We start from the raw sequence: 18,567 nt of genomic DNA on the forward strand, positions 1-18,567 counted from the left end.
GAATCGAAAGATTCATAAAAAACGTCATCCTTTCTAGTTAGCTTTTTAGAAAGAATAACGTTTTTTTACACTTGGGGGTAGTCTAGATTCTTAAGTTGATGGGCATGTGGTTCTACCCCTACTAATGGTATTCCTCTTACAAAAATTACAAAAGTAAAATCAGCTTTAAATGCCCTTGGCGGTACAGCAAACGCAGTTAAAAAAATTAAAAAATATTATGATAAGTATCGTTTTAATGGTTTTTCTCGGAATGATTCACTAAAGAAAGCATTAAACAGCGCTTCTAGTGGACTAGCTAAAGATTTACAGAGTTCATTACTAGATTTCTTTAATTTAACTAACGTAATTGCAAATTGTAGTTAAAAAACAAAAAGACTGACCATTTGGATAACCGTAATATAAAGTACATAACAATAGGGGTACAACATACTATATAACTGCAAATGAAGCCTATGTGTATGTGAAGTAAAGGAGGGCCTACTCTATCATGAGTAGGCCCTTTTTTGTATATATTTTAAACGAATTAAATTAACCACCTGTGTGACCATGCGAGTATTGTACAACTTCTTCAGAGGATACTTTTGTTTCTTTTGGTGTGTTTGCATTTCCTAAGATTAAGGTAAAAGCAGTTAATATTCCTAACGAATAAAGAATTGTTTTTTTCATTTTATTGCCCCCCTAAATGATTTTTTTCGCTCATTGTAGAACATAAATAGAAATACTCACTTGCCTTCACATGATCATTTTCACGATAGAATTTTAGTGCTAATTTTTCATTATATTCCTTTACATACTCATGTATATTTTCTCGTTCAAAATATACATTACCTGCTAATACAATTTTTTCTAATTCTTCCGCACATACATCTTTTGCTATTGCTTGTGAAATTTTAAAATGATGCTCATATTCTTCATTTTTTAAATCTGTACTTATTTTTAAGCCTTTCTCAAACAACTCTAATGCTTTTTCTTTTTCCCCGATTTTTTCATATTCACATGCTGCAATCAATATAGCCTTATAATCATTTGGTAATTCTTTAATGACTTCTGAAAGGTGACGAATAGCTAAGTCTGATAGCTTTTGATTTGCATACATAAACCCTAAATTATGACGCACATATAAGATAGCCTGTTCTTCTTTTTGTTTTTGGAATATATTCATTGCTGACATAAAAAATTCCTCAGCTGTTTCAAACTCTTTTAAATGTGTACAGATAAGACCAGATACGTTATTGCAATATCCTATATTTAGTTGGTATCCGTTATATGTAGAGAAGATTTCTTCCGCTTTGGACACTTGTTGAAATGCAGGTATATATTGCTGATGGTGACAGTTAAATGTAGCGAGTTTGAAATAAAACTCAGCATGCTCTAACTGATCTGGTATTTCCCTTAGTTTTATTTCAGCCTTATCATAGTAAATTTTAGCTAAGTTGTAGTTTCCGATTATCGTCGAATGCATCGCCTTAAAAAAGTAATAGTAGTATATAAGAGAATCATCTGCTGGAATATTAAAAGATTCGATTTTGTTGAAACTATCTTTTCCAATACTTAAACTATCAACTAAGTATTGATGACGAAAATCTAATAGAGAGTAGTATAAAAGTAAATTTTGATTTTCTTCCATATTTTTTATTTTTTTATCAATCTCAGTTTTTAATAGATATGCATTTTTTAAGCGTCTAGCGCGAATTTCAATGTACCATTCATTCAGCATTTGCATGATTTGTTCATTTGTTTGTGCCTGAACTTCCATAAAACAACCTCCTCTTAGATTGACAATGTTTATTATTTCCATCTATTTTAACACGCCTATAGATATATAAAATTTCAATAACTTGATATATTTTTTGCTGAATATTCAGTTTTTTATAAATTGATACATAAAAACCTGGATTTTTTATACTATTCTCAATGAATAACTAATAATCAATATATTGATTTAACAATAATTAAGGACAAAGCTTATAAGTATTTCACTGAATAAGAATAAAGTATCGCTGTCCTTATTCCCTTTTCGGGGGATGGGCAAAAACATCCTATATACATTACCGCGAAAATATTCCTTTTTTCCACATTTAGTTAAATATAATGAAATACTATTTAACTAAATGTCACGAGATCAATTGTATTTCAAAGAAGATATAAAAAAGCAAAGAGCAAATGAAAAAGTAACCCTGCATTGAAGGATTACTTTTTTATATTTTTTGTTATGCCGTCCAAACAAAACTAAGAGCATAAATTATATGGATTACAGATAGTTAAACTTGTACGCTGAAATTGGGGTATAAACTATTGGGCTATATTCTCTAGACTCTCCTTATGTTAAAAGGAGTAAGGGCTTATTTTCTTTTGTTAGGTCGAGCTGGCAAATGAAACCTAACAAAATTTCAGTTTGAAAATTACTATGAAAAACATAGTAATCAAAAAGCCAACTTCGTATAAAATATGGCTCAATACATCAAAAAAGATTGTAGCATATTTAAAATTAATACCATATTAATTTAGAAATAACATAAGTAGCAGCAGGAAGAAAAAACATAAGAGATAGTGTTCCATAGTACCAAATACGGTCTGATTTACATTCTTCAATACCAAACCATTCATTTAATCCCTGGTACTTTTTCGCAAAGAATGAGCGTATTGTTCCGAACAGTTCCTTTTTTCTACGTGTTTGTGGTAGAATAGGCTCACTAGTAGTTAATTTGAATAGGGTATTTGACATTGTTAAATCATCCTTTCAGATTTTCAAATTGTAGAGAACGCTCTTTCGTGCCGGCAAGCTGTGTAGAGCGTTCTCTTTTTATATTCAATTGTATTTACTCTTTTTCGAAATTACCGCCCCTACCTAACTTTGGACGTTTTCTTTCAACTTTTTTAGGCTCTACTTTTTCTTCTTTCATTGGTGAAATAATAATAGAACCACTTGTATGCATGTATTGTCTAATAGCAGTACGAACCATTTCAGCTTTTCTATTACGCGGTAGAGATTCTAACCAATCTTTAATATCTTTATCTAATACATCATCATAAGAAAGAGGATATACCTTATTCGCCATCTTCTTCGCCTACCTCAAATTTACCGTATCTGTAGAAGCCCTCCACGTTTGCAGTTTGGCTTTCTTCTAATTTTGTTACTTTACCAATCCATTCTTCCAATAACTCATGGAATGTATTCGCACCACCACCAGTAACTAGCACTTCATCAAAACGGTCAAATGTTTTCCATGCATTATTTACTCCGTTTACGATGAAATCATAAACTTCTTTAATCGATGCAGTTTTTTCATCATTGAAATCAATTGGATCCATACGCTTAGAAGCTTGGTAAGCAGCCTCTTCAAATACTTTTTCTAATTTATAATCATTAATAGTTGCGCTTGTTTCCTTTTTAATTTTAGCTACAATTGGTTCATAGACATCGTGCATTCCTTTTGGAACAGAAGTAGATTCTTTTTCACGACGCAGCATAGAGATTACATCTAAATCTGTTGTACCAGTTCCGATATCAATAATACCTACAGTCATATCTTCGTAAGAATCATCTGCAACAAACCCATCTTCATCTAAATAACGGCTCATAACTGTTCCTACTGGTTGAGCAAGAACAATAACATCTACAACATTAATTGTTACTTTTTTACCATTCACCTCAAGATCATGAGTTCCATGATAAACTTCTTTAATTTCATCAACGGCTTTTGTTCCGATTTCTTGGCTTGGAACACCTGTTACAACTAAGATTTCATCGTAGCTTTTCACATTTGTTTTAGCAGCCATTTCAGCTAAAGCAATTTTTGATAGTGTTTTATACTGATTAGTTTTATAACGATTTTGTTGAGCGTATGTGTTTAAAGTGTTGTTCACTTTAATTATGTCATCGCCCCAAACATATTCTGTTTCTTCAACTTTATATGTTTTAAGCTTCATCTTCCCACCAGACAATGCTTCTCCTACATTAGAAGAAAATGAATAGATTGCTGGAAGTGTCTTTTTAAACACATCTGTACGCATTTTTACAGCGCCATTCCCATGATCAATCGCAAATACTTTAGTCATTTTATCGACTCCTTTTTAATTTTCAACACTTATATATCTGTTATGTAACGCTTATATAATATTAAATTAATTTTATACCAAACAGAGATATTTTTCAATGTTTTATCAACGATTATATAACAGTCATATAATTGTTGATAAAACGTTATACAAAAAGAGATCCTTCATAAGGATCTCTTTAAAATATAATTAGATTACCAGAATCTCCACCAAGGTTTTTTCTCTTTTGCAGCAGCTAACAGCTTCTTCGTCTCTTGTTGTTCACGAATCGTCTTCATGAGTAGTTCATCATGGCTATTTAAACGTTCGCCCAGACGTTCCTCTGCTGATTGCACCGCTTCTTTCATATGCTGCTGTATTTCTTCTTTAAGCTCTTGTTTAATCTCTTCTCTAAGCTCTGCTTTTAATTCGTCTTTCCAATCATTAAATGCCAGCTTTTTCAGTTCCTCTAAGGCTTTCTCACGGTCATTATCTCTAATAAGAGGTGCAGGAACAATCCCCGTTCCACCGTTCCTATCCTCTAAACTGTATTCTTCTGCTATAACTTTAGCAGCAGTGGAACGTGTCGTTCCGCTGTTCCCGATTAGAGATTGAAACTTTCGCAAAGCTAATAGATCATGTTCGGTGAAGGCCCGGTTTTCTCTGTTCTTACCGTCTTTAACTTTGATGAATTTATATCCGTTCTTCTCTAGCTCTAAACACCATTTGCGCAAATAGCTATCACTTATGCCAAGAGTTTCAGCAACTTCCTTAGTCCAATAGGATTTTTCTAATGAGTCACGAATCCCGTTCCGCTGTTCTGTATCCATTACAATGTAATCCTCCTTCCGTTCCTAATCCAAGATTCTCCCTAAGAACGGTCAATCCTCCCTATGAAACTGAATTTATAAAATACAGTACGTGAAATTTCAAATTATAAAAATACATTTCTCTTCAAGCAAAATAATGATATACTATAAATACCCAGAAAGTTCTAAGTAGTTTGTGAAAAGAAGATCGTCATTATTGGCGGTCTTCTTTCTTTGTGTATACATACTGTCGATTAGTCTTTTGTCACGAGAAACGCGTGATTAACATAACTTATTATACGTTTTGTTAATTAGGAGGTACTTTATGACTAATTCAGATATGATTTTACGTTTACTTACAGAATTAAAGATAGAGCATCAGGAATTGAAAGAGCAGTTAGAAAAATTACAGTTAAAGCTGACAGCCCTTGAGAGGGAAAACTCAAATAAAAAAACAATTGTTACCAAACAAAGACGCCCTTCTCGATTCCCAACATCTTTTCATGAGTGGAGAACATATAATAATAAAAATTAAAGAATCTTGCTATAGAGGATGTAAAAAATGAAGTTCACATACTTGTTTGTATATATCATAGAAAATGTGTATAAAAAAAGACAACTCTTATTTCTAGATGTAGAAAAAGAGTTGTTTAAATATGGACGATTTAATCATCGCATAAAGTAAGGATAATTTTATATTATCATATATATTACAGATTAATATTGAGAAAGTTTTATATTAGATTAAAATGATGAAAACTATAGGATTTGAGTTTACCCCTGTACGCTTATGAGCCCTTTGCAGTTTCAACAGTCTTTAGCCTTTACACTAAGTATATTTAGATAAATAACCATATCCAGATTACGATTATACATATTGCAACTGGAGCGAATAATTGTCGAAATAACTCTCTGTCAAAATACCTACTCACAATTATTCCTAGGATCGCTATGATAACTATAGGAGGACCAAAATATAATAAAATCTGGCCGCCTATATTATTCATACTTTGATTAATAAGTTCTGTACTAAATGACATATACTATTTCCTTTCTTCTATGTCTAATAAGATTATTTTTTTAGTGCATTAATTTTAATTTAATACGGTGCCTTATTAAATTATTTAGCTAAAAACATTGTACAAACCTCCTGAAGCAATTTTAAACCATCTCGTATAGTTTTCTATCCTCTAGTAATGAAAAGGTAAGAGAGAGTTGGTACGTCATCTGTAATCTATCAAAGATTTCCGTCATACTCTCCAGCAATTTCAACCTCTGCATCAAGTAATTCTTCATTTTGTTCTGGATCTTCAGAATCAACATATGTTCTACATTTAGCATAGAGCCATATGTTCATTGGTCGGTTATTCACAATTTCGACTTCATCAAAATCGAAATCAGCATTTCTTAGCAAGTAATCCTCAATAATTTCTTGTAAGTCGTCCTCATTGATTTCTAATTTTCTTTCTACAAATCCTTCATCAATATAGTGTTTGTTTGGAAATACGTTACGCATTGTCTTAAAGTCCACCTTTCATTTCTGAATTTTCATATTAAAGTTTATACCTCTATAGTGAAAGCTCATGTATAGCAAACTGGTACATACTCTAAATTCATTTTTTGAGCGACAAAATAACGACTAAATCCATCTTTTAACAACTTCGTCTCTTTATCTATAAGTATAGGTGTATCTATTGTTCCTGTTTTCTTGATGGATTCAATTACACTATCCTGTTTCTCTTGTCTAGGTGTGGATGCTTTGAATGTTTCTCCTAGTACTATTTCTTTACATAACAAAATATCTTGTGTGCCTTCTGGTGGATGTTCGATTGGCGGCTTCTCAGCTGTTTTATCTTCTTCTGTAGGTTTAGATGGTAACCCTTGGATTTGCATACAGATCACTCCTATTTCTCCTGGACACTTCTCTATAGATACATCTAATGTAGGCTCTCCTTGGACAAGTAATTTTGTATGTTTAAACCCTTCTGGATTCATCTCTATTTTATTAAACTGTTTTTTGCTCACGAAAACAGTATACGTAATGGGTGTACTTTTGAAAGGTATTCCCTTTGGTCCAGTTGGACTACCTTTTTCAATCATTTCAAATGCAAAATATGTATTACAGTTTCTAGCTTCGCTTTTAGGCATTCCTGTTAGTGTAATTTTTTGTGGCATAGTAATTTATCCTTTCTGTTTCAGATGAATTATATATGAATCTCATCCATTAAATTTTTCTCATATCCCAACTCAAATGAATTGAACTTTTCTAGTGCTTCCCACGCGCCTACATACTCTAAAATCGCAGGGATGTCTCTTTTTGATTGGTAATGAAGTATTTTTGCACGATCCACTTTCAAATCAGTCTGTAATTTTTTTAAACCTACACCTATTTTTTCATGCAAATGCTGATTGATATGTTCTAAGATATTAGTAGAGCCATGAATGCGTAATCTTGCTCGTTTCAGTACACCTTTTTTAGTTTTTTCTCGAACCATTCCCACATCATGTCGCATAAGAATATATGTTTTTATAAAAATATCATGGTTAAAATCGCCCTTAGGATAAGCCCTTTCTTTTTTAATAAGAGGTGCCCATCCTAATTGTTTAATTTTCTTTAGAAAAGGATGATTTAAGCTAATATTACAGTGCCATTCCGTAAAACCTTTGTCTTCTCTATAGCGCGGTTTAATACAAGTAGCATGTATCACTAAATCTTTGAATTTTTCAACTATTTCTAGTCTTTTATGTCGAACCTCAAAATGATAAGGACCTTCATGACCATATTTCCAAACGATTCCTAAAGCTTCAGAAAACCCCTCGGATTTTAGGAACGACTCAAACCAAGTTATATTTTCAGTTGTATACAAAAATTTTTTAGCCATATACATCCTCCTACTTAAATGTCCTGTTCTAGCCAATTATAAAATAAAACATTCCCTTTAAAATCATCTTTATTTTGATGTATAAACGATTTTGCTGTCTCTACAGTGTTTTCCCTTTCAATAACCATCGCAAGGCGTCCAGCGTAAAAAATAGCTGGTTTCTGTACAGGATTTGAAGTTTGACTTCGTTCTTCAACAGTTTTTAAAAACTCATCAATAGATTTGTCCACCTGTTTCATTGTTCCAATACGTATGTTCTTCTCTTGTAATGTTTTTAAAACATCTAAAAATTGTTGTTTACTTTTAAATATTTTTCTTCCTTTTAATCTTTCGATAACAGATTTATAGAAAAGAGGAGACATTTCATTTAAATATTTTTCTTCCTCTTCATTTTCTAAATCTAGTTGCTCTACTATATTAAGTAGATTATCTATATTAGAAGAAGAGGAATGAATTAATTGATCTTCTTTATTATTTTGTTTTTTTATTAATTGATCTTTTTTATCTTTTTTCTTATTAGTACCCGATTTTTCCGTACTCGGTTTTTCCGAGCTCGGTTTTTCCGTACCCGGATTTTTAGGGTACGGTTTTGATTTTTCATCCATACCCGATTTTTTAGGGGATGGTTCTATTATGCTTTCTTTTGGTGTTACAACGGATTCGATGTAGTAAAGATTTCTTGAGAATTGCCCTTTTTCATTTTTTTGTTTTTCTATAGTAATGTAGCCTTTAATGATTAATTGTTTACGATATTTATAATAAGTATCTTCGCTCATGCCTAAGTCTTTACATTGAATATCTACACTTGGAAATGCTGTACGTTCTTCATTTGTATTACCCCAAGCGTAACTACATAAGTAAGCATATATTAATTTTGCATTCTTATGTAATGAACGATCACGCATAACATGTTGTGCTAGTAAACCGAAGCCTTTCTCGTATACTGTTCCTCTCATTTGTACAACTGAATCTAACATAAAAAATCCTCCAATTTTTTACCCCGACCAAAAAATGGGTATAAGAAATTAGAGGATTGTAGTTCACATTTTTAAAAGTATATGCTATCATAGACGTAGCAACTCACATTTAAATATGTTAATACAAACCTCGTGTTCTAATTTTCATCGGTTACTGTAGGCGACCAAACCACTGAACCTTTGAAAATTCTGTCGGGGTTTTTTGTTTTTTTATTTATATAAAATATTTTAATTTTTAAATTTACATTTGCAATTTATGTATCTACTTCTTTATGATAGCAGAGATTTGCTGAAAAAAGAAGAGTAAAAGAAAAGACCGTCGTTTGATGGTCTTTTTTGTTATACTTAATAAAAAAAGGAGGATGTCGTATATGCATGTTTTTTTTGATAGTATTTTAATGTATCTAGAACACTATAATATTCCATGTACCTTTGTATTAAGTAATGGTAAATCATTAAAAGGAAAAATTGTGGGTAGAGAACAATACATGATTTATGTAGAAACAGATGAGAAACAACACTTTCTGTTTAAATCTAATATTATAGACATCATTCCAAATGAGAAGTTAGATTTACCAAAAGTAAAAGAAACTGTGAAAAATCATATAGCAAAGAAAAAAAGTCTGTCGTGAAGTAATACATAGAAAAAATAACAATATTTTTTTAGGGATAGCTATATTTAATGTGATAAACTAGATTTAACTGTATATTGTGAGGGCGGGAGGTTGCTATCCTTTCTCTGATTTTAGAGAGAAAGGAGGTGACCAAATGGATTCTTTATTTAATTTATTGTATGAAGCTGCTAAGGTATTCCTTACAGTGTTTGCAACAGCTTATGCGAATGAGCTTGCAAAAAAGATTAGCAATAAAAGAAATAAAAATACCGCCCCAAATGCCGGCAAGCGTAAGGGCGGTACTAAACGAAAATAACTATTAGCAACCGACCACCTTGCGGTATCAGTTACTGGAAGAGATGTTAGCGCATCTCTTCTTTTATTTTATGCAATTCAGTTAGGAGTCATACTCTAGTCATATCATAACAAATAATCAGAAAAAAGAAAAGACACTCAAATGAGTGCCGTTCTTTGACTTGAAAACCACTTTAATTTTAATAATATGTATATGGACTTCCATCCAAATGCAAGTTTATCATAAATTTCAAAAGATTGGAAGCGCATTCTTTAACCTAGTTAGTTATTTTTTTATAACTTACTGTTATCGCTGTATAATAAGAGTGCTTTTACATTTACGGCAAGTAAGTTTCTTCTCTTTATGAATTAATAGATTTTCATAATTACATTCAGGACATGTAGTTGCATGTGGAGTTTTGATATTTTTATAGCATAAGAAAGAGATAACTGCCAAGATTAAAGCAGGAATAACAAGCATCATAATTAAGAATAGGGCTGCGCAAATACCTGTAATTATGGAAAGTGGTTTCATGAATTTTCTAGCAACAGAGTTTGTATTGTTATCTTTTAAACGGAAAGGAGTCACTTTGAAAGTCTTATATTCTTTTTTAATAGGAGAAGATTGAGTTTTTGTGTGCGACTGATTATTTGGTGTAGTAGTTGTAATGTTTTGAGTTGCTAAAGCCGCTGCGCTTTTTCTTTGTTTAGACCCTTTCTTTTTTCCAATGCGTTGTTCATATGAGATTCCCGTTCCAGGTAAAGAAGTTGTAATTCTAGATCCGGATGGTCCGGTACTAATACTAGCACATTTTACACTTGCGCTTACTCCTACACCTTTATGTGTAACGTTTATTTTCACACCAGGGGCAACTTTGATACTTTTACGAAATTTAAATCCCATAATATCGCTCCTTAATATAGTTTATATTTATATATTACAACTTTTAATATGTATTTCCAAAAAATAAAAAGACAGCCAAGTAGCTGTCTTGATTAAAATGTAAATTTATGAATATTTTACCTCTAGATTCAGAATATTTTTCCATGTAGAATAATACTAAATATCGATGGGTAGTAACTACATCTTTTTATCTTTATCTAAGAATCTAGCGTAAGGAAGTAATTTTTTACAAAAGTCTTCTCTTTGTTCCTCGTTCATAGAAGCAATAATTTGTTGAATTTCAATGAGTGTATTCTCAACTATTTTTGTATTATGTTTTATATTTCTGTTTAAAAGAACATCAACAGGTACGTTAAAATAAGAGGCGATACGATCTAAAGTTTCTAAATCTGGTTCGAAACCATTTTCGTAGTTTTTAATTTGACCGCGGCTTAAATTAAGTTTACTTGCTAATTCTTCTTGTGTTAACCCGTATGAATTCCGTAATTTTTTTAGCATTTTATTAAATTCTCTCATGGAAAAAAGTATAAATCTAATAATTAATTTATACTACAAATGGCTATAAAATAGACGTATAATGACTTATGTCTATATAAGTATCTAAAAACAAGAACTTACGTTCTGTTTTTATGGTATAATATAAATATAGCGCTTTAAATATGCAATAATGCATAAGAGGTCAGATAATCAGAAAGCAATCGTGTTTTGTATGGTAATATATTGAAGAGGTCAAACTTTCTCAAGATTTTAAAATAACGATTAATCTGAATGTTAAGAAATAAAATTAAATAAAACGCGGACAAAAAAAGACTCACAGCGTGTGTAATTAGTGCGGTCACACAATTACAACGTCTTCCCTAATGCGCTAGGGAGAACACTTACTGCAAGTCCAACAACTAGTATAACACAACTTTTGAATGTAGTGACGCGTTTTCCGAAATTATGGTAAAAGGGTACGTGTCTTTGTTCCGAAAAAAGGGGACAAATAAAAATGAAGAAATTATTACAATGTCTTTTAAATGATTTAACTTTAGCTGGGATTAGTAAAAATAAGTTAGCTTTAACTTTGGGGATTTCCCCAAGTGGTGTAACAGCCGTATTTAAAGGAGAAAGACAAATGCGCTGTTCATATTTGTTAAAATCTTTGGCTTTACTTAATAAGGGAATTAAAACAGAAAGTAAATATATTTCAAGGTATGTACTTGAGGCTAAACCTAAAAATAGAAGAGAAATTATGGAGTACCTATCATTAAGAGGCGATTTTAATACATTAAAATTTGTTATTGAAAAAGAATGTATTGTAGAAAAAGGAAAGAAGTATACGAATGCACTCAATGAAGAATGGGCAGAAGTGTATCGCTGGATCTATCAAAGATATACACAGGAAAATATTAACTTGTTAGAATTTTATAATTCATTGCGAGAGGTAAATAAAACAACAAAAAGTACAGAAATGAAATGGCTTATAGAGCTGTTGTTATGCCAATTGTTATATCAAATGGGAGACCATAAATTAGCATCGGAAAAAATGCATGAAATTAGCGATGGACTAAATGAAATCCCAAATAACTTTATTGAAAGTACATTTGATTTAAGGTTTAAGGAAGCGCAAGCAGTTATGTATATAAGAGCTGGTAAAATCACAGAAGCACGACTTATTTGTGATCAAATTCTAAATGTATGTGAGCTTAATCCATTCTATATATTGCCACGTGCAATGGCTTATTTTAAGAAGGGCGAGACATACCTGTTTACAAATTACGAAAAGGCTAAATATTACTTAATAAAGGCCTATGAAACTTTGGAAGAGATTGAAGATTTTGAAGGTGTCAAAGAAAAACGTAATATGTTCCAATTTAACTTATCTTTTTTAAAGATTATACACATGAAAGAGATTGATACCATTGTTGTAATCCACGATGCAGAGCGTGCTTTGTTAGAAATTAGATTGGGGAATAATAAAGTCGGTGAAGAAATTTTAATGGGTATTAAAGAAAAAAATGGTAAGCTCACTGATATACAATATGTCTATCTGGCACTAGCAAGGAATGACGAATTCATGATGAGAAGAGCATATGAACGCCTACTTCAAAATAATGATGAATTTTATGCCCAGCAATTAGCAAAAATGCTCTTGGGTATTGTTTGAATAAATGGTATAATTAACTTATCAGTCATGAGGCAGGTGGAAACATATGAAAAAAATCTTAGCTATTATTCCAGTACTAGCAATTCTAGGCGGTTTCTTATTAAATTCTGCTACGGACACAAAAGAAGTAAAGCAAGAAGCAAAGGCGCCAGTAGTTATGTACAGTAACGATCCAGGTGGCTGGTAAAAAGTTAGTAACTATATTAAAGTTAGTTGATGCGATCGTCTTTTATTAGACGGTCGCATTTGTGCGTTAAAAAAGGTTTCTGTTTTCTTTAAATTTTGATAAAAACAGAATAAATTACATTTACTTACAAAAATACAAAGGGTGTTCTAGGGGGATATAGAAATGAATGCAGTATTAACTAAGGAAAAGTTAGTGAATAAACAAGAACAATTAGAATCTAAACTTTGGGAACTGTTATTACTAGGGGAAACTAATGGAGATGTAAAAGAAAGTATTGAAAATATTAAGGAATCACTTGCAATTAAAACAAAAAATGATTGATAGCAAGTTGCTATCAATCATTTTTTGTTTGCATCTATAAAGGAATTAATCATTCTTAAATACATTTCTTGTTCAGTTTCTGGAAGTTCTTTTAATTTATTGTATATTTCATCAAAATCTTTTTTTAGCCGTAAATTTTGTTCACTGTTTAGAGCAGGATCGTCTGAAAAGCCTAGAAGGTAATCTGCAGTGCAACCAAAAACTTCTGCAAATTTAGATACAGATTTTTCCCCACGATCACGTTTGTTATTTTCGATTCCAGATATTGCAGCTTTTTTTAATCCAACCGCTGCTCCAAGTTCATCCTGTGTCCATCCCTTCATTTTCCTTAAAGTTTTAACCCTTTCTCCACGCATAACCATTTCACCCTTTTATATAAATTCAAGTAGATTTCTTTTTTTACAAATCAGTAAACAACTTTATTAATCTCATTTTATTATAAAAGTTTAGTTTTAGCAAACTTTTGTAATATTTTACCTTTATAATAAATATAAATTTGAAAAGCAAAATAAAAAAAGTTCATTTTTTGCAAACTTTATGATAAGATATGTTTTGTAAGAGATAAGCGAGGTGAAACGAAAATGAAATTTGACAACGATAAATTGTCATCTTTGCTTAGAATTAAGAATATGAAACAAATAGAATTTGCACAAGCGATAAACCGTGCTCCTTCTACGGTTTCATTATATATAAGTGGTAAAGGAGAGCCTGGTAGAAAGGCACTTATTGCAATCTCAGAGGTTTTTGGTATGCCAATGGATGAATTGTTGAAATCAGAAGATTAATTAGTAGTGGAGTTTAAAAAAATCGAACTTTATCGATTTCTTTTTTTGGAATCAAAGTTCACATTTTACAAACTTTTAGTGGAGGAGGGTTATATGATGAGTCAATTGTTGGTTGCACAAAAGCCGATTAGTAATCTGGTTTTTGTGGAGGGAAATAAAATTGTAACTGATAGTTTGATGATTGCAGATATGTTCGGTAAAGAACATGATAATGTTCTTAGGGATATTCGCAAACAAATAAGTTATGCGGGTGAGGAATTTTCGCTCCTCAATTTTGAGGAGCGAAAATATCTTAGCCGAGGAAAGCAATATCCTAAATATGATTTAACAGAGGAAGCTTTTACATTAGTTGTTATGAGTTATAACACAAAAGAAGCTGTACAAATGAAAATCAAATTTATTCAAGAATTTAAGAGGATGAGGGAACACATCCAGAAACAAAATGATCAACGAACACAAATGTCTCCTCTGAAAATGATTCACACCATTTCATCTGAAATGATGAAACAAGATGAACGATTAGAAACAATTGAAAATAAGTTAAATGAAAAGATGACTATTGATAGTTATCAACAAACAACGTTACTAAACGCGAAATTGCGTCGAGTCGAAAAGCTTTGGGGGGAAGAACCGAAAATTCGCCAAGCATTTGAAGATAAAAGAATTTTACATAGCCGAGCATGGAAGGATTATAAAATGGCTTTTGTAGTTCCGAGTTATCGTGATACAAAAGAAAAAGATTTTGAAGAAGCTTTAACCTATCTAAAAGCTTGGAGACCAGGATTAGTATAAGCAAAATATGGGAGGTTTTACAGGTGCCAATAGATTTAAATAGTTTCGCAAATGGAGCAGTTGCAGAAAGGTTTGATGAAGAATTTGAACGTGTTTTAGAAAATATGTCCGATTTAAACACGGATCCAAAGAAGCCAAGAACTATTACATTAACGCTTACAATTACGGGTGATAAAAAACGTGAAGTGTGGGATTGCCAGGTGCAAGCAAAGTCTAAGTTAGCGCCAACTATAGAGGTGGGCTCAAAAATCCTTATGGAGCGCGATGAAAATGGACAAATTGTTGGGCAAGAACTAGCTTCTGGTGTAAAAGGTCAATATTACATCGACCTTGAGGGAGATGTTGCGAATGATGTAGGTGAGAAAGTTGTTCATTTACAACAATAGGGACAGAACAGAGGTGAAATAGATGGCATTAGCCGATAGGGTACTTCCAGAGCATATACAAAGAGCTTGGCCTTTAGAAAAGCAGTTACGTGAATACATGCAAAATCAAAAAATATTACTTTGTCAGTGCGATAGAGCAATGGCTACGGGCGATATAACAGCCGCACGAGAGTTAAAAAAACTAAGTGATAAACAATTGGAAGAATCAAATGCAGTAGAAAAAGAACTCATTGAATTGTACAAGAAAAAACAGAAAAGAGATCAAGAGCATAGAAATGAAGAACGAAAAAATGTATTGGATGTAGCGGATCGCTTGGAATCGATAGGCGGTAATCCGGTAGTGGTTGAACAAATAAGAAAAAACGCATAAAAAAAGATCCATCGTATTGATGGATACTCAAAAAAATTAAAGGTAGATATAGATTTGGATTTGAAAATAATTTTACATTTGCAATTATAACACAGTAAATACGCAAGCGGCCAAAATATGTGTATTTATAAAAATATAAAGATTATTAAATTTTAGAATTTAGATAATATAGCAGGGAGCTGAAAGTAATGAATGATTTGTTGTTCGACAATAGTGAATGGTGTGATATCTGTAGTGCAGTAATCCCAACTGCTGATGTAAAAAATATGTACATTGAGGGCTGCGAGAAAACGCTTTGTAAGTCTTGTCGTGGTGAAATGGAGCTGACATTAAAAGTAGTTGAAACGTTAGTAATTAAAGATATGTTAACGGCTCTAATAAAAAGATACGGCATGAATAAAGTACGTGATTTCGATTTGATTAAAGCTGAACAATACGTGAAAGAAAATAAAATATCTTTAGAGATTGAAAAGCGTGGAGGGAAGTTTAACCAGGAGAAGTTAGGTGAATTTGTATCCCTTTCTACAAATGAAATTATAGGAATTCTACAGTACTTACAGAAGAAGATTGGCAATCATCTGTGGATGAATGCAGTTATCGGTGCGTTATTAGATAGAGGGATTGTATACACGCTGAAGTTAGAAGAAGGTGAGCACCATGACGGAGCAACTGACATTCTTGCTGGATGATTTCACAAATACAACTACAGTGATGAAAAATACAAGAGTTAAAGATATTAAGGAACAAGCAAATCCATTTGATATAAAGAATGCTCATGCGAAGCACTTGCCAGGTCATGTAGGATTCGCTGATGTACTTGCAATTATTCCATGTGATGTATGGAGCGCAGACGAACTGCCGCGCTCTGTAAGACAGGATAATCACTTTGATATGTATATCGACTATGTAACAGCGTTATGGCGTTATAGACGATCGCAGGATAAAAGTTTCTTTTGGGACGAAGCAGAAGAGATTTGCAAAGCCGCGAGGGAATCGCAGGAACCGCAGCCGTTACGAATCTATTTTGATAGCGGATTTAAACCGCAATATGTAACTAAATATTTGGAGGGTTAAAGATGAAAATTGTAGCAGTTATTGTACCAGTACCTCAGTTTATTAAAACACCATTTGAATTAGGTGATTGGGTGGCGTTTGAATGCAAAGATTACACAATGTTTGCTGAAGTAAAAGCGATGGAAGTTGATAAGAAGAACGGTCGTATTAAAATTTTAGGCGTATGGGGAAATCGTGACATAGCGAATATAGGAGATAAAGGATGGCAATATGCAGATCAGTGCCGTCTAGCTACAGAGCGAGAGCAATACCGAGAAGAGCGCCGCAGAGTCTTCGCTAATAAAAAAAGAAGAAATAATGAATTTCATTCGGGTGATTTTGTTAGTGATGATAGTCGTGTTTTAACTGTAGGACATCAAGATAAAGATACAGGGATTGTAACGGTGCTAGTAAATAATTCAAATGAATCATATGAAGTGGAACCGCATGATTTAGAAATACTTTTCTTTGCAGAAGATGCTGCAGGCTGAATTGGTAAAGAGTGCATTTAACATTTTTTGAATATTGGGAATTTAAAAGGTGAAACAAGATATTGCGTAGAGAAAAATTGATTGGAAAGTTAATAGCTTTAGAGTGTTATAGGACAAAGGACCGCCAGTTGTGGGAATTGGACGAACTAGAATTGGCGGTCTTACTCGTTATAACGATCATAAAACGGTTAAAGGAGAATGGAAGCATGAAATTTGAAATCTTATGTAATTGTGGAATGAATATAGCAGCGGAACTAGATAGATCGGAGCAAGAAAAGGGGAATGCGGCAGTACTTCCGATCATCACTACAAAGGAGAACGGAATCCAAGGCGTTATGGTCCAAGCAAATGAAAAAGAAATCCAAGTTACATGTACAAATTGTAATGAATCTGCACGATTCTTATTGGAACCAGAGGAGAGAGTAGTGGAAAGTCCTATTCTTGATTGGTCAAATGTTTCATTAGTTAACCAGGAGGGCGAACGATGAAAGCTACATATAAGTATCATATTTCAACAGTCTTTCCTCTATGGCGTTGTAATCACATTGTTGTAAAAGAAAATGAAAAGATGGCGAAATACCATTTCTACAAGCAAATTAAACAGCAAGGATTTATTAATATGCCATTCGAACAGTTTGAGCCATTTATCACTTGTGAATATAAAGGTGTCGTTGATATAGCAACCTTGTTTGGTAAAGAAGAGCCGTTCCGGAAGATGTGTAATTTTAGAAGAATCTCATTTGCTAAACGTGGAATGCGTGTCGAAGTCCAGGGAAGAACAGGGACGATTGTCGGAAATTGCAAAAACGATTTGTTTGTTGTCCTAGATGATAATCCTCATAAATTTAGATTCAATCCACATTGGGAGATTGTGTATTTCAATAATGATGGTGAAATTATTAAAGATTATCGTAAAGGAGCATATGCACTATGAGACACGCGTCAAATCTATATGTAATTACTCCGGAAGAAACGCAACAGACTTTTGATATTACGGAGTTATTTGAAATGCAGAAAGAATTAGATAAGAAAATCGGATATAAGGGCAACGATAAGTTAGATATGCTGTTCCGCGCGTTGATGGTTGAGATCGGCGAAGCCTGGAACGAAACAAGGGCCTTTGAAATGTGGAGTACAGGATTTGGAACACCAAAGGATGGTCTATTGAAAGAGCTAGTTGACGGATTCCACTTTCTAATGAACATCGTAATTGAATTAGATCGTCATACGTTAAAACGAAAACTCGTATCTGGTTTTTCAAATCAATACATTATGAAGAAAAATATATTAAGCGTAAATATGCTGTTTGAATGGTATATGCAGGATATTTTAACCGCCAAACGTGCGTGGTGCCAATATAGAGATTTAAACGTAACTCTAACACATTTGCATAAGGCTTTCGGTATTTTCTTCCGCCTGTGTTATTTGTATGGGTACAAATTTGAAGATATTGTACAAGTCTACAAAGATAAAAATAAGGAGAACTCTGAACGTCAGGTGAGCGGATATTGAGTA

29 protein-coding genes and 1 pseudogene are annotated in these 18,567 nt (G+C 32.6%); 17 read left to right on the top strand and 13 right to left on the bottom strand.

Annotated features, from left to right (window positions below; genetic code table 11):
• Positions 1-397: 397 nt before the first annotated feature.
• Positions 398-469 (top strand): annotated as a pseudogene (locus ACS2CR_RS21500) (N-acetylmuramoyl-L-alanine amidase); the annotation flags it as partial.
• Positions 470-528: 59 nt separating this feature from the next.
• Here the strand turns inward: ACS2CR_RS21500 and ACS2CR_RS21505 are convergent.
• The 6 genes from ACS2CR_RS21505 to ACS2CR_RS21530 all read right to left on the bottom strand — a co-directional run bounded on the left by ACS2CR_RS21505 (position 529) and on the right by ACS2CR_RS21530 (position 4,868).
• Entirely contained in the window at positions 529-666 is a 138-nt protein-coding gene (locus ACS2CR_RS21505) for a hypothetical protein (RefSeq protein WP_171840973.1), read from the bottom strand.
• A gap of 1 nt (position 667) precedes the next feature.
• On the bottom strand, positions 668-1,756 hold the full coding sequence (locus tag ACS2CR_RS21510; RefSeq protein WP_060852780.1) for a histidine kinase: 1,089 nt from the start codon (positions 1,754-1,756) through the stop codon (positions 668-670).
• 732 nt (positions 1,757-2,488) lie between these two features.
• Positions 2,489-2,725, bottom strand: coding sequence for a hypothetical protein (locus ACS2CR_RS21515; RefSeq protein WP_060852779.1), 237 nt, complete (start codon positions 2,723-2,725; stop codon positions 2,489-2,491).
• Between the two features lie 94 nt (positions 2,726-2,819).
• Positions 2,820-3,059, bottom strand: coding sequence for a hypothetical protein (locus ACS2CR_RS21520; RefSeq protein WP_060852793.1), 240 nt, complete (start codon positions 3,057-3,059; stop codon positions 2,820-2,822).
• On the bottom strand, positions 3,049-4,059 hold the full coding sequence (locus ACS2CR_RS21525; protein WP_060852792.1) for an Alp7A family actin-like protein: 1,011 nt from the start codon (positions 4,057-4,059) through the stop codon (positions 3,049-3,051). Before ACS2CR_RS21525 ends, ACS2CR_RS21520 begins: the two co-directional genes overlap by 11 nt.
• Before the next feature lie 194 nt (positions 4,060-4,253).
• On the bottom strand, positions 4,254-4,868 hold the full coding sequence (locus tag ACS2CR_RS21530; RefSeq protein WP_060852791.1) for a DUF3967 domain-containing protein: 615 nt from the start codon (positions 4,866-4,868) through the stop codon (positions 4,254-4,256).
• 304 nt (positions 4,869-5,172) lie between these two features.
• Between ACS2CR_RS21530 and ACS2CR_RS21535 the strand changes: the two genes are divergently transcribed.
• Complete coding sequence (locus ACS2CR_RS21535) at positions 5,173-5,382, top strand: preprotein translocase (protein ID WP_060852790.1); 210 nt, start codon at positions 5,173-5,175, stop codon at positions 5,380-5,382.
• A 702-nt stretch (positions 5,383-6,084) separates the two neighbouring features.
• Here the strand turns inward: ACS2CR_RS21535 and ACS2CR_RS21540 are convergent.
• The 4 genes from ACS2CR_RS21540 to ACS2CR_RS21555 all read right to left on the bottom strand — a co-directional run bounded on the left by ACS2CR_RS21540 (position 6,085) and on the right by ACS2CR_RS21555 (position 8,706).
• Entirely contained in the window at positions 6,085-6,363 is a 279-nt protein-coding gene (locus ACS2CR_RS21540) for a hypothetical protein (protein WP_001246648.1), read from the bottom strand.
• Positions 6,364-6,428: 65 nt separating this feature from the next.
• Positions 6,429-7,022, bottom strand: coding sequence for a plasmid stabilization protein (locus ACS2CR_RS21545; RefSeq protein WP_153598626.1), 594 nt, complete (start codon positions 7,020-7,022; stop codon positions 6,429-6,431).
• Positions 7,023-7,051: 29 nt separating this feature from the next.
• A complete protein-coding gene (locus tag ACS2CR_RS21550; protein ID WP_060852789.1) occupies positions 7,052-7,729 on the bottom strand; it encodes a hypothetical protein in 678 nt (225 codons plus the stop codon).
• Between the two features lie 14 nt (positions 7,730-7,743).
• Positions 7,744-8,706: a helix-turn-helix domain-containing protein gene (locus ACS2CR_RS21555; RefSeq protein WP_060852788.1), complete on the bottom strand. Its 963-nt coding sequence runs from the start codon at positions 8,704-8,706 to the stop codon at positions 7,744-7,746.
• Between the two features lie 371 nt (positions 8,707-9,077).
• On the opposite strand from ACS2CR_RS21555, the gene ACS2CR_RS21560 reads away from it, so the two are divergent.
• Together ACS2CR_RS21560 and ACS2CR_RS21565 are read left to right on the top strand one after the other, a co-directional pair.
• On the top strand, positions 9,078-9,338 hold the full coding sequence (locus ACS2CR_RS21560) for an RNA chaperone Hfq (RefSeq protein WP_060852787.1): 261 nt from the start codon (positions 9,078-9,080) through the stop codon (positions 9,336-9,338).
• A gap of 136 nt (positions 9,339-9,474) precedes the next feature.
• Positions 9,475-9,636: a hypothetical protein gene (locus ACS2CR_RS21565; RefSeq protein WP_000377660.1), complete on the top strand. Its 162-nt coding sequence runs from the start codon at positions 9,475-9,477 to the stop codon at positions 9,634-9,636.
• Between the two features lie 285 nt (positions 9,637-9,921).
• Here ACS2CR_RS21565 and ACS2CR_RS21570 read toward each other — a convergent pair whose 3' ends face one another.
• Both ACS2CR_RS21570 and ACS2CR_RS21575 read right to left on the bottom strand, forming a co-directional pair.
• Positions 9,922-10,518: a DUF4236 domain-containing protein gene (locus tag ACS2CR_RS21570; protein ID WP_060852786.1), complete on the bottom strand. Its 597-nt coding sequence runs from the start codon at positions 10,516-10,518 to the stop codon at positions 9,922-9,924.
• 177 nt (positions 10,519-10,695) lie between these two features.
• Positions 10,696-11,016 (bottom strand): helix-turn-helix domain-containing protein, encoded by a 321-nt coding sequence (locus ACS2CR_RS21575; protein ID WP_002084061.1) that lies wholly within the window; start codon positions 11,014-11,016, stop codon positions 10,696-10,698.
• 493 nt (positions 11,017-11,509) lie between these two features.
• Between ACS2CR_RS21575 and ACS2CR_RS21580 the strand changes: the two genes are divergently transcribed.
• The 3 genes from ACS2CR_RS21580 to ACS2CR_RS21590 all read left to right on the top strand — a co-directional run bounded on the left by ACS2CR_RS21580 (position 11,510) and on the right by ACS2CR_RS21590 (position 13,175).
• On the top strand, positions 11,510-12,667 hold the full coding sequence (locus ACS2CR_RS21580; protein ID WP_016099414.1) for an AimR family lysis-lysogeny pheromone receptor: 1,158 nt from the start codon (positions 11,510-11,512) through the stop codon (positions 12,665-12,667).
• A 46-nt stretch (positions 12,668-12,713) separates the two neighbouring features.
• A complete protein-coding gene (locus tag ACS2CR_RS21585) occupies positions 12,714-12,854 on the top strand; it encodes a hypothetical protein (RefSeq protein ID WP_000721624.1) in 141 nt (46 codons plus the stop codon).
• A 162-nt stretch (positions 12,855-13,016) separates the two neighbouring features.
• The gene (locus ACS2CR_RS21590) at positions 13,017-13,175 is read left to right on the top strand and encodes a hypothetical protein (protein WP_172452010.1); all 159 of its coding nucleotides are present in this window, start codon (positions 13,017-13,019) and stop codon (positions 13,173-13,175) included.
• Positions 13,176-13,192: 17 nt separating this feature from the next.
• On the opposite strand, the gene ACS2CR_RS21595 is transcribed toward ACS2CR_RS21590, so the two are convergent.
• Complete coding sequence (locus ACS2CR_RS21595) at positions 13,193-13,531, bottom strand: helix-turn-helix domain-containing protein (RefSeq protein ID WP_001213919.1); 339 nt, start codon at positions 13,529-13,531, stop codon at positions 13,193-13,195.
• Positions 13,532-13,756: 225 nt separating this feature from the next.
• On the opposite strand from ACS2CR_RS21595, the gene ACS2CR_RS21600 reads away from it, so the two are divergent.
• The 10 genes from ACS2CR_RS21600 to ACS2CR_RS21645 all read left to right on the top strand — a co-directional run bounded on the left by ACS2CR_RS21600 (position 13,757) and on the right by ACS2CR_RS21645 (position 18,564).
• Positions 13,757-13,960 carry a helix-turn-helix domain-containing protein gene (locus ACS2CR_RS21600; protein ID WP_153598483.1) on the top strand — a complete coding sequence of 68 codons (204 nt, stop codon included), beginning with the start codon at positions 13,757-13,759 and terminating at the stop codon, positions 13,958-13,960.
• 96 nt (positions 13,961-14,056) lie between these two features.
• Positions 14,057-14,752 carry a Rha family transcriptional regulator gene (locus tag ACS2CR_RS21605; protein ID WP_086389826.1) on the top strand — a complete coding sequence of 232 codons (696 nt, stop codon included), beginning with the start codon at positions 14,057-14,059 and terminating at the stop codon, positions 14,750-14,752.
• A gap of 23 nt (positions 14,753-14,775) precedes the next feature.
• Entirely contained in the window at positions 14,776-15,138 is a 363-nt protein-coding gene (locus tag ACS2CR_RS21610) for a hypothetical protein (protein WP_001121080.1), read from the top strand.
• Between the two features lie 22 nt (positions 15,139-15,160).
• Complete coding sequence (locus ACS2CR_RS21615) at positions 15,161-15,508, top strand: hypothetical protein (RefSeq protein ID WP_153598486.1); 348 nt, start codon at positions 15,161-15,163, stop codon at positions 15,506-15,508.
• A gap of 188 nt (positions 15,509-15,696) precedes the next feature.
• The gene (locus ACS2CR_RS21620) at positions 15,697-16,197 is read left to right on the top strand and encodes a hypothetical protein (protein ID WP_153598488.1); all 501 of its coding nucleotides are present in this window, start codon (positions 15,697-15,699) and stop codon (positions 16,195-16,197) included.
• A complete protein-coding gene (locus tag ACS2CR_RS21625; protein WP_153598489.1) occupies positions 16,166-16,582 on the top strand; it encodes a cell division protein SepF in 417 nt (138 codons plus the stop codon). Before ACS2CR_RS21620 ends, ACS2CR_RS21625 begins: the two co-directional genes overlap by 32 nt.
• 2 nt (positions 16,583-16,584) lie before the next feature.
• Complete coding sequence (locus tag ACS2CR_RS21630) at positions 16,585-17,052, top strand: hypothetical protein (RefSeq protein WP_086389823.1); 468 nt, start codon at positions 16,585-16,587, stop codon at positions 17,050-17,052.
• Between the two features lie 206 nt (positions 17,053-17,258).
• Positions 17,259-17,540, top strand: coding sequence for a hypothetical protein (locus tag ACS2CR_RS21635; RefSeq protein WP_153598491.1), 282 nt, complete (start codon positions 17,259-17,261; stop codon positions 17,538-17,540).
• The gene (locus ACS2CR_RS21640) at positions 17,537-17,986 is read left to right on the top strand and encodes a hypothetical protein (RefSeq protein WP_153598492.1); all 450 of its coding nucleotides are present in this window, start codon (positions 17,537-17,539) and stop codon (positions 17,984-17,986) included. The genes ACS2CR_RS21635 and ACS2CR_RS21640 overlap by 4 nt, the downstream gene beginning before the upstream one ends.
• Positions 17,983-18,564, top strand: coding sequence for a dUTP diphosphatase (locus ACS2CR_RS21645; RefSeq protein ID WP_153598494.1), 582 nt, complete (start codon positions 17,983-17,985; stop codon positions 18,562-18,564). The genes ACS2CR_RS21640 and ACS2CR_RS21645 overlap by 4 nt, the downstream gene beginning before the upstream one ends.
• The last annotated feature ends 3 nt before the right edge of the window (positions 18,565-18,567 follow it).

Source organism: Bacillus cereus group sp. BceL291 (assembly GCF_051776705.1).
In the GTDB taxonomy this organism is placed as follows: Bacteria; Bacillota; Bacilli; order Bacillales; family Bacillaceae_G; genus Bacillus_A; species Bacillus_A cereus.

What these genes read in the sequence shown, in the direction of transcription:
- ACS2CR_RS21505 (WP_171840973.1), bottom strand. Translation starts at nt 666, where the DNA reads ATGAAAAAAACAATTCTTTATTCGTTAGGAATATTAACTGCTTTTACC.
- ACS2CR_RS21510 (WP_060852780.1), bottom strand. Translation starts at nt 1,756, where the DNA reads ATGGAAGTTCAGGCACAAACAAATGAACAAATCATGCAAATGCTGAAT.
- ACS2CR_RS21515 (WP_060852779.1), bottom strand. Translation starts at nt 2,725, where the DNA reads ATGTCAAATACCCTATTCAAATTAACTACTAGTGAGCCTATTCTACCA.
- ACS2CR_RS21520 (WP_060852793.1), bottom strand. Translation starts at nt 3,059, where the DNA reads ATGGCGAATAAGGTATATCCTCTTTCTTATGATGATGTATTAGATAAA.
- ACS2CR_RS21525 (WP_060852792.1), bottom strand. Translation starts at nt 4,059, where the DNA reads ATGACTAAAGTATTTGCGATTGATCATGGGAATGGCGCTGTAAAAATG.
- ACS2CR_RS21530 (WP_060852791.1), bottom strand. Translation starts at nt 4,868, where the DNA reads ATGGATACAGAACAGCGGAACGGGATTCGTGACTCATTAGAAAAATCC.
- ACS2CR_RS21535 (WP_060852790.1), top strand. Translation starts at nt 5,173, where the DNA reads ATGACTAATTCAGATATGATTTTACGTTTACTTACAGAATTAAAGATA.
- ACS2CR_RS21540 (WP_001246648.1), bottom strand. Translation starts at nt 6,363, where the DNA reads ATGCGTAACGTATTTCCAAACAAACACTATATTGATGAAGGATTTGTA.
- ACS2CR_RS21545 (WP_153598626.1), bottom strand. Translation starts at nt 7,022, where the DNA reads ATGCCACAAAAAATTACACTAACAGGAATGCCTAAAAGCGAAGCTAGA.
- ACS2CR_RS21550 (WP_060852789.1), bottom strand. Translation starts at nt 7,729, where the DNA reads ATGGCTAAAAAATTTTTGTATACAACTGAAAATATAACTTGGTTTGAG.
- ACS2CR_RS21555 (WP_060852788.1), bottom strand. Translation starts at nt 8,706, where the DNA reads ATGTTAGATTCAGTTGTACAAATGAGAGGAACAGTATACGAGAAAGGC.
- ACS2CR_RS21560 (WP_060852787.1), top strand. Translation starts at nt 9,078, where the DNA reads ATGCATGTTTTTTTTGATAGTATTTTAATGTATCTAGAACACTATAAT.
- ACS2CR_RS21565 (WP_000377660.1), top strand. Translation starts at nt 9,475, where the DNA reads ATGGATTCTTTATTTAATTTATTGTATGAAGCTGCTAAGGTATTCCTT.
- ACS2CR_RS21570 (WP_060852786.1), bottom strand. Translation starts at nt 10,518, where the DNA reads ATGGGATTTAAATTTCGTAAAAGTATCAAAGTTGCCCCTGGTGTGAAA.
- ACS2CR_RS21575 (WP_002084061.1), bottom strand. Translation starts at nt 11,016, where the DNA reads ATGCTAAAAAAATTACGGAATTCATACGGGTTAACACAAGAAGAATTA.
- ACS2CR_RS21580 (WP_016099414.1), top strand. Translation starts at nt 11,510, where the DNA reads ATGAAGAAATTATTACAATGTCTTTTAAATGATTTAACTTTAGCTGGG.
- ACS2CR_RS21585 (WP_000721624.1), top strand. Translation starts at nt 12,714, where the DNA reads ATGAAAAAAATCTTAGCTATTATTCCAGTACTAGCAATTCTAGGCGGT.
- ACS2CR_RS21590 (WP_172452010.1), top strand. Translation starts at nt 13,017, where the DNA reads ATGAATGCAGTATTAACTAAGGAAAAGTTAGTGAATAAACAAGAACAA.
- ACS2CR_RS21595 (WP_001213919.1), bottom strand. Translation starts at nt 13,531, where the DNA reads ATGCGTGGAGAAAGGGTTAAAACTTTAAGGAAAATGAAGGGATGGACA.
- ACS2CR_RS21600 (WP_153598483.1), top strand. Translation starts at nt 13,757, where the DNA reads ATGAAATTTGACAACGATAAATTGTCATCTTTGCTTAGAATTAAGAAT.
- ACS2CR_RS21605 (WP_086389826.1), top strand. Translation starts at nt 14,057, where the DNA reads ATGAGTCAATTGTTGGTTGCACAAAAGCCGATTAGTAATCTGGTTTTT.
- ACS2CR_RS21615 (WP_153598486.1), top strand. Translation starts at nt 15,161, where the DNA reads ATGGCATTAGCCGATAGGGTACTTCCAGAGCATATACAAAGAGCTTGG.
- ACS2CR_RS21620 (WP_153598488.1), top strand. Translation starts at nt 15,697, where the DNA reads ATGAATGATTTGTTGTTCGACAATAGTGAATGGTGTGATATCTGTAGT.
- ACS2CR_RS21625 (WP_153598489.1), top strand. Translation starts at nt 16,166, where the DNA reads ATGACGGAGCAACTGACATTCTTGCTGGATGATTTCACAAATACAACT.
- ACS2CR_RS21630 (WP_086389823.1), top strand. Translation starts at nt 16,585, where the DNA reads ATGAAAATTGTAGCAGTTATTGTACCAGTACCTCAGTTTATTAAAACA.
- ACS2CR_RS21635 (WP_153598491.1), top strand. Translation starts at nt 17,259, where the DNA reads ATGAAATTTGAAATCTTATGTAATTGTGGAATGAATATAGCAGCGGAA.
- ACS2CR_RS21640 (WP_153598492.1), top strand. Translation starts at nt 17,537, where the DNA reads ATGAAAGCTACATATAAGTATCATATTTCAACAGTCTTTCCTCTATGG.
- ACS2CR_RS21645 (WP_153598494.1), top strand. Translation starts at nt 17,983, where the DNA reads ATGAGACACGCGTCAAATCTATATGTAATTACTCCGGAAGAAACGCAA.